This window comes from Lentzea nigeriaca (genome assembly GCF_016907955.1).
GTDB lineage: Bacteria > Actinomycetota > Actinomycetes > Mycobacteriales > Pseudonocardiaceae > Lentzea > Lentzea nigeriaca.
This window is the reverse complement of sequence record NZ_JAFBCX010000004.1, coordinates 666,830-679,626: the sequence shown is the minus strand read 5'-3', so window position 1 is coordinate 679,626 and position 12,797 is coordinate 666,830. Positions and strand designations below refer to the sequence as shown.

The 12,797-nt window shown below is 66.4% G+C and carries 11 protein-coding genes; 4 read left to right on the top strand and 7 right to left on the bottom strand.

Annotated elements, in window-relative coordinates; genetic code table 11:
- The first annotated feature begins 420 nt into the window (after positions 1–420).
- Together rpoB and JOD27_RS17715 are read left to right on the top strand one after the other, a co-directional pair.
- Positions 421–3,906 carry a DNA-directed RNA polymerase subunit beta gene (rpoB, locus tag JOD27_RS17720; protein WP_204763298.1) on the top strand — a complete coding sequence of 1,162 codons (3,486 nt, stop codon included), beginning with the start codon at positions 421–423 and terminating at the stop codon, positions 3,904–3,906.
- A 104-nt stretch (positions 3,907–4,010) separates the two neighbouring features.
- Positions 4,011–7,907 carry a DNA-directed RNA polymerase subunit beta' gene (locus JOD27_RS17715; protein ID WP_204763297.1) on the top strand — a complete coding sequence of 1,299 codons (3,897 nt, stop codon included), beginning with the start codon at positions 4,011–4,013 and terminating at the stop codon, positions 7,905–7,907.
- 399 nt (positions 7,908–8,306) lie between these two features.
- Here the strand turns inward: JOD27_RS17715 and JOD27_RS17710 are convergent, their stop codons facing one another.
- The 7 genes from JOD27_RS17710 to JOD27_RS17680 form a co-directional block, all read right to left on the bottom strand.
- On the bottom strand, positions 8,307–8,597 hold the full coding sequence (locus tag JOD27_RS17710; RefSeq protein WP_204763296.1) for a DUF4287 domain-containing protein: 291 nt from the start codon (positions 8,595–8,597) through the stop codon (positions 8,307–8,309).
- A gap of 105 nt (positions 8,598–8,702) precedes the next feature.
- Positions 8,703–9,140, bottom strand: a complete 438-nt coding sequence (locus tag JOD27_RS17705) for a hypothetical protein (protein WP_204763295.1) — start codon at positions 9,138–9,140, stop codon at positions 8,703–8,705.
- Entirely contained in the window at positions 9,137–9,583 is a 447-nt protein-coding gene (locus JOD27_RS17700) for a hypothetical protein (RefSeq protein ID WP_204763294.1), read from the bottom strand. Before JOD27_RS17700 ends, JOD27_RS17705 begins: the two co-directional genes overlap by 4 nt.
- 90 nt (positions 9,584–9,673) lie before the next feature.
- Positions 9,674–9,979 carry a TFIIB-type zinc ribbon-containing protein gene (locus tag JOD27_RS17695; RefSeq protein ID WP_204763293.1) on the bottom strand — a complete coding sequence of 102 codons (306 nt, stop codon included), beginning with the start codon at positions 9,977–9,979 and terminating at the stop codon, positions 9,674–9,676.
- 39 nt (positions 9,980–10,018) lie between these two features.
- The gene (locus JOD27_RS17690) at positions 10,019–10,849 is read right to left on the bottom strand and encodes a phosphotransferase family protein (protein WP_307830189.1); all 831 of its coding nucleotides are present in this window, start codon (positions 10,847–10,849) and stop codon (positions 10,019–10,021) included.
- Between the two features lie 27 nt (positions 10,850–10,876).
- Positions 10,877–11,326: an LppU/SCO3897 family protein gene (locus JOD27_RS17685; RefSeq protein ID WP_204763292.1), complete on the bottom strand. Its 450-nt coding sequence runs from the start codon at positions 11,324–11,326 to the stop codon at positions 10,877–10,879.
- Positions 11,323–11,640: a hypothetical protein gene (locus JOD27_RS17680; RefSeq protein WP_204763291.1), complete on the bottom strand. Its 318-nt coding sequence runs from the start codon at positions 11,638–11,640 to the stop codon at positions 11,323–11,325. Before JOD27_RS17680 ends, JOD27_RS17685 begins: the two co-directional genes overlap by 4 nt.
- Before the next feature lie 269 nt (positions 11,641–11,909).
- Between JOD27_RS17680 and rpsL the strand changes: the two genes are divergently transcribed.
- Both rpsL and rpsG read left to right on the top strand, forming a co-directional pair.
- On the top strand, positions 11,910–12,284 hold the full coding sequence (gene rpsL / locus JOD27_RS17675) for a 30S ribosomal protein S12 (protein ID WP_030473471.1): 375 nt from the start codon (positions 11,910–11,912) through the stop codon (positions 12,282–12,284).
- A 1-nt stretch (position 12,285) separates the two neighbouring features.
- Positions 12,286–12,756 carry a 30S ribosomal protein S7 gene (rpsG, locus tag JOD27_RS17670; protein WP_189259753.1) on the top strand — a complete coding sequence of 157 codons (471 nt, stop codon included), beginning with the start codon at positions 12,286–12,288 and terminating at the stop codon, positions 12,754–12,756.
- Positions 12,757–12,797: the final 41 nt, after the last annotated feature.

The following is a 12,797-nucleotide window of genomic DNA, read 5'->3' as shown; positions in this document are numbered from 1 at the left end:
GCCCTGAAAGCACCCGCAGGACCCCCTCCGCCAGCCCCGACACGCGTGATCTCAGTCACACAATTCTCGTGGCGCTCTGTAAGTCCGCTTGAAACCCGCCAACTTCCCACCAAGTCGGCTGCACACGTGTTTGTGCAGGTCAAATGGGTGACTGACGGTGAAGAGCGCTCCATCCAGAGAGTGGATCGGTCGCCCACATCTTGACTGCACGCTCATGCAGGGTCACTCTGTCGGTGAGCAAGAGGAGGGTCCTTCCAGGTGCCTCTCGACAGTCGCCGTGCGCGTGGCTAGACTGCCCCTTTGCGCTGCCCATTTTCCGCTTGCCCTTCGCCGAGAGCGTGGATTAGTCGGGCATCGCCGCACCCTTGACAGCCGTGCTAGTTCGCTCTAGCCAGCTACCTGTCCCTGGAAGGACGCATCTTGGCGATCTCTCGCGCGACCAAGGCCACTGCTGCGACCAACTCCACGTCGGGGATCCCTGGAGCGCCGAAGCGCGTCTCGTTCGCAAAGATTCACGAGCCGCTCTCGACGCCCAACCTGCTCGACCTGCAGATCCAGTCCTTCGAATGGCTCACCGGTGACGAGGCGTGGTTCCAGCGCCGCGTAGACGCCGGTGACGAGACCCCGACCAGTGGTCTCGAAGAGGTTCTCAACGAGATCTCGCCGATCGAGGACTTCTCCGGCTCCATGTCACTGTCCTTCTCCGACCCGCGCTTCGACGAGGTCAAGGCCTCGACCGAAGAGTGCAAGGACAAGGACATGACGTACGCGGCACCGCTGTTCGTCACGGCGGAGTTCACCAACCACACCACTGGTGAGATCAAGAGCCAGACGGTGTTCATGGGTGACTTCCCGATGATGACGGACAAGGGCACGTTCATCATCAACGGCACCGAGCGCGTGGTTGTCTCGCAGCTCGTGCGTTCGCCTGGTGTCTACTACGACACCGCGGTCGACAAGACGACGGACAAGGACGTCTTCAGCGTCAAGATCATCCCGTCCCGGGGTGCCTGGCTGGAGTTCGACGTCGACAAGCGCGACACCGTTGGTGTCCGCATCGACCGCAAGCGTCGCCAGCCGGTGACGGTGCTGCTGAAGGCTCTGGGCTGGAGCACCGAGCAGATCCGCGAGCGGTTCGCGTTCAGCGAGACGTTGCTGACCACGCTCGAGAAGGACCACACCGCGGGTACCGACGAGGCGTTGCTCGACATCTACCGCAAGCTGCGTCCGGGCGAGCCGCCGACGAAGGAGTCGGCGCAGGCCCTGCTGGAGAACCTGTTCTTCAAGGACAAGCGCTACGACCTGGCGAAGGTCGGCCGGTACAAGGTCAACAAGAAGCTGGGCCTGACCACCGAGATCAACACCGGTGTGCTGACCGAGGACGACATCGTCACGACGATCGAGTACCTCGTTCGCCTGCACGCGGGTGAGACGCAGATGGACGGTGCCGACGGCACCGAGGTTCCCGTCGAGGTCGACGACATCGACCACTTCGGCAACCGCCGCCTGCGCACCGTCGGTGAGCTGATCCAGAACCAGATCCGCGTCGGTCTGTCCCGCATGGAGCGCGTCGTCCGCGAGCGCATGACCACGCAGGACGTCGAGGCCATCACGCCGCAGACCCTGATCAACATCCGTCCCGTCGTGGCGGCGATCAAGGAGTTCTTCGGCACCTCGCAGCTGTCGCAGTTCATGGACCAGACCAACCCGCTCGCGGGTCTCACCCACAAGCGCCGCCTGTCGGCGCTGGGCCCCGGTGGTCTGTCCCGTGAGCGGGCGGGCATGGAGGTCCGCGACGTCCACCCGTCGCACTACGGCCGCATGTGCCCGATCGAGACGCCGGAAGGCCCGAACATCGGTCTGATCGGTTCGCTCTCGAGCTACGCGCGGGTCAACCCGTTCGGCTTCATCGAGACGCCGTACCGCAAGGTCGTCGACGGCCGGGTCACCGACCAGATCGACTACCTGACGGCGGACGAGGAAGACCGCTTCGTCAAGGCGCAGGCCAACTCGCCGACCGACGACGAGGGCAACTTCACCGACGACCGCGTCCTGGTCCGCAAGAAGGGCGGCGAGGTCGAGTTCATCGACCCGATGGACGTCGACTACATGGACGTCTCGCCGCGCCAGATGGTGTCGGCCGCGACCGCCATGATCCCGTTCCTCGAGCACGACGACGCGAACCGCGCCCTGATGGGTGCGAACATGCAGCGTCAGGCCGTGCCGCTGCTGCGTTCCGAGTCGCCGCTGGTCGGCACCGGCATGGAGCTGCGCGCTGCCGTCGACGCCGGTGACGTCGTCGTCGCGAAGAAGACCGGTGTGGTCGAGGAGGTCTCCGCCGACTACATCACCGTCATGGCCGACGACGGTGCGCGCAACACCTACGCGCTGCACAAGTTCCGTCGCTCGAACCAGGGCACCTGCATCAACCAGAAGCCCATCGTCAACGAGGGCGACCGGGTCGAGGTGGGTCAGGTCCTGGCCGACGGGCCGTGCACCGAGAACGGTGAGATGGCGCTCGGCAAGAACCTGCTCGTGGCGATCATGCCGTGGGAAGGCCACAACTACGAGGACGCGATCATCCTGTCGCAGCGTCTCGTCCAGGACGACGTCCTGACCTCGATCCACATCGAGGAGCACGAGATCGACGCCCGCGACACGAAGCTGGGCGCCGAGGAGATCACGCGGGACATCCCGAACGTCTCCGAGGAGGTCCTCGCCGACCTCGACGAGCGCGGCATCATCCGCATCGGTGCCGAGGTGCAGCCGGGCGACATCCTCGTCGGCAAGGTCACGCCCAAGGGCGAGACCGAGCTGACCCCCGAGGAGCGCCTGCTCCGCGCGATCTTCGGTGAGAAGGCGCGCGAGGTCCGCGACACCTCGCTCAAGGTGCCGCACGGCGAGTACGGCAAGGTCATCGGCATCCGCGTCTTCTCGCGTGAGGACGACGACGAGCTGCCTCCGGGCGTCAACGAGCTCGTCCGCGTCTACGTGGCCCAGAAGCGCAAGATCCAGGACGGTGACAAGCTCGCCGGCCGCCACGGCAACAAGGGCGTCATCGGCAAGATCCTCCCCGTCGAGGACATGCCGTTCCTCGAGGACGGCACGCCGGTCGACATCATCCTGAACACGCACGGTGTGCCGCGTCGTATGAACATCGGCCAGGTGCTGGAGACCCACCTCGGGTGGATCGCCAAGCAGGGCTGGAGCATCAACGGCGACCCGGACTGGGCGAAGAACCTGCCCGAGGAGCTGTACGACGTCGAGCCGAACACCCGGACGGCGACGCCGGTGTTCGACGGCGCGAAGGAAGAGGAGATCACGGGTCTGCTGGGCTCGACCATCCCGAACCGCGACGGTGAGCGGATGGTCAAGGAGAACGGCAAGGCTCAGCTCTTCGACGGTCGCTCCGGCGAGCCGTACCCGTTCCCGGTGTCGGTCGGCTACATGTACATCCTGAAGCTGCTGCACCTGGTCGACGACAAGATCCACGCGCGTTCGACCGGCCCGTACTCGATGATCACGCAGCAGCCGCTGGGTGGTAAGGCGCAGTTCGGTGGTCAGCGCTTCGGTGAGATGGAGTGCTGGGCGATGCAGGCGTACGGCGCCGCGTACACCCTGCAGGAGCTGCTCACCATCAAGTCCGACGACGTGCTCGGCCGCGTGAAGGTCTACGAGGCCATCGTCAAGGGCGAGAACATCCCGGAACCCGGTATTCCGGAGTCCTTCAAGGTGCTGCTCAAGGAGCTGCAGTCGCTGTGCCTCAACGTCGAGGTCCTGTCTTCGGACGGTGCCGCGATCGAGATGCGCGACGGCGACGACGAGGACCTGGAGCGCGCGGCCGCGAACCTCGGCATCAACCTGTCGCGGTCCGAGTCGCCCTCCGTGGACGACGTCGTCAACTAGTCACCTCGCTCGGGTCAGGGAGCGCAATGCCTCCCGCGTAGCGCTCCCTGACCTTTCCGACCAGCTCCTGCTGCCACCGATCTAAAAAGGGGAAGAGAGTAGACGTGCTCGACGTCAACTTCTTCGATGAGCTCCGCATCGGTCTCGCGACCGCGGACGACATCCGCCAGTGGTCCTACGGCGAGGTCAAGAAGCCCGAGACCATCAACTACCGCACGCTCAAGCCCGAGAAGGACGGCTTGTTCTGCGAGAAGATCTTCGGTCCCACCAGGGACTGGGAGTGCTACTGCGGCAAGTACAAGCGCGTGCGCTTCAAGGGCATCATCTGTGAGCGCTGCGGCGTCGAGGTGACCCGTGCGAAGGTGCGTCGTGAGCGCATGGGCCACATCGAGCTCGCCGCTCCGGTCACGCACATCTGGTACTTCAAGGGCGTTCCCAGCCGGTTGGGCTACCTGCTCGACCTGGCCCCCAAGGACCTCGAGAAGATCATCTACTTCGCCGCCTACGTCATCGTGGGCGTCAACACCGAGCTGCGCCACAACGACCTGCCGACGCTCGAGAGCGAGATGCAGGTCGAGCGCAAGCGCGTCGAGAACCGCCGTGACGCGGACGTCGAGGCGCGTGCTCAGAAGCTGGAAGCCGACCTGGCCGAGCTGGAGGCGGAGGGCGCCAAGTCCGACGTCCGCCGCAAGGTCAAGGAGGGCGGCGAGCGCGAGATGCGCCAGCTCCGCGACCGCGCCCAGCGCGAGCTGGATCGGCTCGACGAGATCTGGAGCACCTTCACCAAGCTGGAGAAGGGCCAGCTCATCGCCGATGAGCTGCTCTACCGCGAGCTGTACGACCGCTACGGCGACTACTTCACCGGTGCCATGGGCGCCGAGGCCATCCAGAAGCTGCTGGGTGACTACGACGTCGACGCCGAGGCCGAGGTCCTGCGCGAGACGATCCGCAGCGGCAAGGGCCAGAAGAAGCTGCGTGCGCTCAAGCGGTTGAAGGTCGTGGCCGCGTTCCAGGCGACCCGCAACAACCCGCAGGGCATGGTGCTCGACTGCGTTCCGGTCATCCCGCCGGACCTGCGCCCGATGGTGCAGCTCGACGGTGGCCGCTTCGCGACCTCCGACCTGAACGACCTGTACCGCCGCGTCATCAACCGCAACAACCGCCTCAAGCGACTGATCGACCTCGGCGCGCCCGAGATCATCGTCAACAACGAGAAGCGGATGCTGCAGGAGGCCGTCGACGCGCTGTTCGACAACGGCCGCCGCGGCCGCCCGGTCACCGGTCCCGGTAACCGCCCGCTGAAGTCGCTGTCCGACCTGCTGAAGGGCAAGCAGGGCCGGTTCCGCCAGAACCTGCTCGGCAAGCGCGTCGACTACTCCGGCCGTTCGGTCATCGTGGTCGGCCCGCAGCTCAAGCTGCACCAGTGCGGTCTGCCCAAGCAGATGGCGCTGGAGCTCTTCAAGCCGTTCGTGATGAAGCGGCTGGTCGACCTCAACCACGCGCAGAACATCAAGTCCGCCAAGCGGATGGTCGAGCGTGCGCGCCCGGCCGTGTGGGACGTGCTGGAAGAGGTCATCACCGAGCACCCGGTGCTGCTGAACCGTGCTCCTACGCTGCACCGCCTCGGCATCCAGGCCTTCGAGCCGCAGCTGGTCGAGGGCAAGGCCATCCAGCTGCACCCGCTGGTCTGTGAGGCGTTCAACGCCGACTTCGACGGTGACCAGATGGCTGTTCACCTGCCGCTGTCGGCCGAGGCGCAGGCCGAGGCCCGCGTCCTGATGTTGTCGTCGAACAACATCCTGTCCCCGGCGTCCGGCAAGCCGCTGGCCATGCCGCGTCTGGACATGGTGACGGGTCTGTACCACCTGACCAGGCACAAGGCCGGCGACATCGGCGAGGGTCACTCCTACTCGTCGCCCGCCGAGGCCCTGATGGCGTTCGACCGCAAGGTCCTGGGCCTGCAGGCGATGGTGAAGATCCGCATCACGGACAAGAACCCGCCGAAGGGCCAGGAGCCGGAGGGCTGGGAGCCCGGTCAGCCGTGGCTCGCGGAGACCACGCTGGGTCGTGTGCTGTTCAATGAGATCCTGCCGCAGGACTACGCCTTCATCAACGAGGTCATGCCCAAGAAGCGGCAGGCCGTGATCATCAACGACCTCGCCGAGCGGTACCCGATGGTCACCGTCGCCCGGACGCTGGACAAGCTGAAGGACGCCGGTTTCCACTGGGCCACCCGTTCCGGCGTGACCGTCGCGATCTCGGACGTCCTCGTGCCCGCGGCGAAGCAGGACATCCTCGAGGAGCACGAGCGCCTCGCGGACGCCGTCGAGAAGCGCTACCAGCGCGGTCAGCTCTCCCACGAGGAGCGCAACTCCGAGCTGGTCAAGGTGTGGACCAAGGCCACCGAGCAGGTCCACGAGATCATGGAAGACAACTTCCCCGAGGACAACTCGATCCGCGTCATCGTCCAGTCCGGCGCCGCCGGCAACATGACGCAGGTCCGTTCACTCGCGGGTATGCGTGGTCTCGTGACCAACCCGAAGGGTGAGTACATCCCGCGCCCGATCAAGAACTCGTTCCGCGAGGGCTTGTCGGTGCTGGAGTACTTCATCGCGACGCACGGTGCCCGCAAGGGTCTCGCCGACACCGCGCTGCGTACCGCCGACTCGGGTTACCTGACCCGTCGTCTGGTGGACGTCTCGCAGGACGTCATCATCCGCGAGGTCGACTGCGGCACCACGCGTGGCGTGAACATGACCGTCGGCGAGCAGCTGGGCGACAAGGTCGTCCTGCACGAGTTCGCGCAGACGTCGGTCTACGCCCGCACGGTCGCGGACGACATCCACGACGCTCAGGGCAACCTGATCCTGAACCGCGGCGACGACCTCGGCGACCCGGCGATGCAGTCGCTGGTCGATGCGGGCATCATCCGCGTGAAGGTGCGCTCGGTGCTGACCTGCGAGTCGGCCGTCGGTGTGTGTGCGTCCTGCTACGGCCGCTCGATGGCGACCGGCAAGCTGGTCGACGTCGGCGAGGCCGTCGGCATCGTCGCCGCCCAGTCGATCGGTGAGCCCGGTACGCAGCTGACGATGCGTACGTTCCACCAGGGTGGTGTGGCCGGTGACGACATCACGACCGGTCTGCCCCGTGTCCAGGAGCTCTTCGAGGCCCGTGTCCCGAAGGGCAAGGCGCCGATCGCCGACGTCGACGGCCGCGTTCGCATCGAGGACGGCGACCGCTTCTGGAAGATCACGCTGATCCCGGACGACGGCTCCGAGGAGATCGTGTTCGAGAAGCTGTCCAAGCGTCAGCGTCTCGCCAACACGGCGACCGGCCCGCTGCAGGACGGCGACCACGTGGCCGTCGGCCAGCAGCTGCTGGAAGGTACCCCGGACCCGCACGAGGTCCTGCGCGTCATGGGCCCGCGCGAGGCCCAGCTGCACCTGGTGCAGGAAGTGCAGAAGGTGTACCGCGCCCAGGGTGTGGCCATCCACGACAAGCACATCGAGGTCATCGTCCGGCAGATGCTCCGCCGGGTCACGATCATCGACTCGGGTGCCACGGAGTTCCTGCCGGGCTCGCTGGTCGAGCGCGCGGACTTCGAGTCGGGCAACCGCGCCGTCGTCGCCGAGGGTGGCGAGCCGGCAGCCGGTCGTCCGGTGCTGATGGGTATCACGAAGGCCTCGCTGGCGACCGACTCGTGGCTGTCCGCGGCGTCGTTCCAGGAGACCACTCGTGTGCTGACCGACGCCGCCATCAACGGGCGTTCGGACAAGCTCATCGGTCTGAAGGAGAACGTGATCATCGGTAAGTTGATCCCGGCTGGTACGGGCATCAACAGGTACCGGAACATCCAGGTTCAGCCGACCGAGGAGGCGCGTGCGGCTGCGTACGCGATCCCCTCCTACGACGACGGGTACTACACGCCGGACGTCTTCGGGACTGGAACTGGTGCCGCGGTGCCGTTGGACGACTACGACTTCGGTCGCGACTACCGCTAGTCGTTGGTGCTGAACAGCCCCTGGGAGCCTTGGCTTCCGGGGGCTGTTTTGTTTGTGGGTTGCGTTTGGCGGGTGGGTTTCAGGCTTTCGGGGCTCCGCCCCGGATCCCGCCAATCTGATCAAAGACCCGCCATCGCCGTGCACGGGTTGATGGCACGCTTGGTGCGTTGGGCGACTTGCGGTTGCGTGGGTGGTTACGTCCGGGCGGGATCTACCCCACCGGCCCGGTGTGCTAGGACTGCTCGGCTCCGCCTTCGCTTGGGCCTCGCCGTCCGCTTCGGGGCGACTCGGCTGCGCCTTCGCCGCTCGCCTACGCCATCGCCGTGAGATCGCTGGCAGTGTCAGACCCGCTCGGTACGTTGGGTCGCGGGGGAGCCGAAATCGCGGGGGACCCTTGCGTCAGCATGCCTGGCGGTTGGCGATGCCGTCGAGTCGTAGCGTGGTCGACTCGTCTCGGTGGCTGCCCTTGGCGCCCACGTGCTTGTCGCTGATCTCTGGGCCGTTCTTCAGCACGTGGTACAGCGCCATGCCGTGGCCTCTGCCCAGGTCGTAGTCGTTCTTCAACCACTCGAGGACCACGCCTGCCTTCGTGGTGGCGTCGTAGCCACGCTCAGCGGCCGCCGCCAGCAGTTCGGCCGGGGTCTTGCCGGTCTTCTTCTCCGCGCCGTCGAGGTAGGCCTGGAAGGACATCGTGGTCTCCGTTCGTCGTTGGGATCGAGCGTAAGACAACTCAGTCTGTCTTGACAAGAAAATTTGTCGGTAGTGTCGATAGGGGTTCGTGTTCGATCAGGGGTCCTAGCGGCGACGGACGCGCGCCAGCGCTCGGGCGCGGATGACCAGGTCGTCGACCAGGTGTTCGTCCACCAGAGGTGGGATGCCGGACTCGTCGGTGCAGCAGCGGGGCTTGGTGCGCTTCTCGGAGAGGCGCGGGCGGACGCCGGCCATCTCGTAGAGGGCTTCGTAGAGGTCGAGTCCGGGGTCGTCGTCGTGCGGGCCGACCAGCAGGACCCACACGACTTCTGGGGACGGGAAGGCGACCACCACCCGGTCGGTACCGCGCAGATGTTTGACGCACAGGCGCGGAAGAGGTTCCGGGCCCGTCACGCGGTAGCCGAGGGCGGCGCAGCCGGAGTGGGACAGTTCGTCCAGGAAGCGTTCGTAGGCCAGGCGGGCTCGGCCGCGGAGGCCGTTGGCCTGGGCGTGAGCGGTGTGGGTTTCTACTACCTGGATCAAACTGGGCGGACCACGCGTCCCTTGCCGCTGCGCATCTCGTCCAACGAGGAGGCGAGGTCGGACCGGTCGAGGAGGGACTGGTCGCTGAGGCGGCGGTGGACTTCGTCGATGAGGCCGCGGGTTTTGCCTGCGCGGCGGAGGTCGGAGACGAGGTGGAGTACCTCGTGGAGGCGCACGGTGTCGAGGAGCATGCGCGGTTCTTGGCTGTGGATGGCCAGTACGCCTTCGCGGGCCCAGGCCTTCACGGTTTTCTCGGTGAGGTCGAGGAGTTCGCCGGCCACGACCGGGCGGACGGGTGGGGCTTGGCGCAGGGTCTTTGCCACTACGCCGTCGAGCTTGTGACGGCGTTCGTCGTCTTCTGCCAGGGACGACGCCACGGACTCGATCTCCTCGATCGTTGCGAAGAGATCGCGGATGTGGGCGGCCTCGGTCGCGACAGACATGGCTACTCCTCCCGTTGACTACCGATTATCGCCCCGAAATTCGGTAGTCGTCAACGGCCCCGGAGCAGGGATCCGGGGCCGTCACCGGGCTCACGAAGAGAAGAAGAGACCCGAGAGGCCGTGGTGCTTGCGGTGGCCGTAGTAGCCGTGGCCGCCGTGGTGGTGGTGGATCTGCTGCGGGGCGGCACCCCACGCGGGCTGAACCGGCTGCGGGTAGGCGGCGGGCGGAGGGGCCGGGGCTGCGGGCGGCGGCGTGTGCAACGTGGCCTCGAGGCGGGTGATCGACTCGAGCTCGCCGTAGTCGAGGAAGACCCCGCGGCAGCCGTCGCACTGCTCGATGTGGACGCCCATGCGGTCGAACGTGCGCATGTTCGCATGACACTTGGGACACTGCATCGTGGTGAGCCTCCTGGGTGGGACCGGACAAAAACGATATTAGCCGCGGTCGCCGTTGCCGTACGTAGCGATGATCCGACGGCATGCCTCGACCAGCGGTTCCACTGCTTGCAGGCCGGTCACTAGTGCCCGCGCTGCCATTTGCACAACGTACGCTTGAGCCGGGATGTTGAGCGCCTCCCATTCCGATGTCGGCAGCGCCACACCTCCCGTTTCACGGTAGGCGTTGAGAAACCGCGCCCAAAGATCACCCGGAAGGATGCCTGCGGCGAACAAAGCCGCAGGTCGGGCCAGGTCCCACACCGGATCGCCGACCCCCAGATCGTCGACGTCGATGAGCCGCCACGCACCCCGGTGCACGAGCTGTCCGAGGTGCCAATCGCCGTGGATCAGCGCACGGCCGCTCATGTCCAACGGCGGAAGGGATTGGAAGGCCTCCAAGACGACGTCGGCGTTCGGTAGATCGGGTGGCATGGCCTTGATGGCCCGCACGATTCGTTCCGGAGCGCCCGCCACCGGGCCCTGCACGGGCAGCGCGTGCAGCCGCGCCAGCAGTGCGGCGCTTTCCTCCCACGGCGCCGCGTCGGGGTCCGCCTGGCTCACCGGCGTGCCGTACGGCCACACCGTGACGGGCCGGTCCTCCACGAACTGCAGCGGTTTCAGCGGCGGCAGCATCAGCTCGGGGTGTGCCGCCGCGATCTCCAGCCGTTGCCGCAGCGCGTCCACTTCGGTGTCCGCGGGGTGTGCCTTGGCGACCACGTCGCCGACGCGCACCACCACGACGTCACCGCGGTCGCCGCCGAGCACCTCGGGATCGGAGGAAGAGCCGGTCAGCGAGGCCATTGCCGCGATCAGGTCGTCCACGAACACAGTCAAGCAGGAGCCAACCACCGAGATTCACTTGGTGATGCAGATCGTCCGCTGCGGCTGCGAGTACGTCTTCGAGTCCTGCCCGACGCACAACATGCGGTCCGACTTGCCGTCGACGACCTTGGTCACCTTGCGCGTCCCGGCACCGCAGCTCACCTTCTGGAAGTACTGGTTGGTCGCCTTGAGGCAGTCGCCTTCCTCGACGTTGAGCACGTAGCAGTACCGCGTCTTGCCGGTCCTCCTCGACCGGCCCGACGTCTCGTCGAGGTAGTCGCCGGTCGGGCACATCGTCCGCTTCTCGCGCGACGACACGCGGTACGCGGCCTCCTGGGACGAACAGTCCACTTCGGCCATGTCGACGCTCGTGTCGTTCACGTCGACCTGCTTCGCGCACTCGCCGACACCGGCCTGCTCGTGCCACCCGGAGCAGCCGGACAACAGCAGTGCGAGCACGGCGACCAGAACGGAGAACTTCATGGCTTCCCTTCGCCAGAAGAGCCGGTGAGGACCGCGGTCACCTTCGGCGCGCCGTCGCACTCGGCACGCAGAGCACGGCGCGTTCCCTGAGCTCGGGGCCGGCGACCGGCGTAGGCCGAGCACTCGATCTTCTCGTATCGCACTGCCCAGCAGTCGCCGACGGCGTCCGGACGGCTCTCCTCGTGGAAATGACCGAAGAGCGCTGTGAGGCCCACCACGCTCAGCGCCGTGGGAACCACCGGCGCGATCCACTGCCGCCACACCGTTTCGCGCCTTCCGTCGAGGTGAATCCGCAGGTGCCATGTGTACTGCACGCGTCGCGCCGGTACCCCCGTTTTGACCCGGGTAGACGTGGGCGGGTATCTTTGCTACTCGTGCCCGACCCATGTCGGGCCGCTCCGCGTGCCCGTGAGGCCGTGGTGTCCTCCACTCGCAGGGACAGTTGAAGCCGTTGTTGGTCTGAACTGTTGCTTGCGGACCTTGGGAGCGGGCGACACGCCCGACCTCGGGTGCAGAGAGGGATCAAGAAACACCAGGGTGAACCGCGAGGGGAACCCGCAAAGACGGAAGAAGCAGCCGGCGAATGCCAACGATCCAGCAGCTGGTCCGCAAGGGCCGCCAGGACAAGGTGGCGAAGCAGAAGACGGCGGCCCTCAAGGGCTCGCCGCAGCGGCGCGGTGTGTGCACCCGCGTTTACACCACCACCCCCAAGAAGCCGAACTCCGCACTGCGCAAGGTCGCTCGCGTGAAGCTGACCAGCGGTATCGAGGTCACGGCGTACATCCCCGGTGAGGGCCACAACCTCCAGGAGCACTCGATGGTGCTCGTGCGTGGCGGTCGTGTGAAGGACCTGCCGGGTGTTCGTTACAAGATCATCCGTGGCTCTCTCGACACCCAGGGTGTGAAGAACCGCAAGCAGGCTCGCAGCCGTTACGGCGCGAAGAAGGAGAAGAGCTGAGATGCCCCGCAAGGGACCGGCCCCCAGGCGGCCGCTGATCTCCGACCCGGTCTACAGCTCGCCGCTCGTGACTCAGCTCATCAACAAGGTGCTGATCGACGGCAAGCGCTCGGTGGCCGAGAAGATCGTCTACGAAGCGCTCGAGGGTGCTCGCGAGAAGACCGGTACCGACCCGGTCGTCACGCTGAAGCGCGCGCTCGACAACGTGAAGCCGGCTCTCGAGGTCAAGAGCCGCCGCGTCGGTGGCGCGACCTACCAGGTCCCGGTCGAGGTCAAGCCCGGCCGTGCCACCACGCTGGCGCTCCGCTGGCTGATCACCTTCTCGCGGCAGCGTCGTGAGAAGACCATGGTCGAGCGTCTGATGAACGAGCTGCTCGATGCGAGCAACGGTCTCGGTGCGAGCGTCAAGCGCCGTGAGGACACGCACAAGATGGCCGAGTCCAACAAGGCCTTCGCCCACTACCGCTGGTGATGTGACGCCCGGCTCCGCGAGGAGCCGGGCTCTCCCGGCCC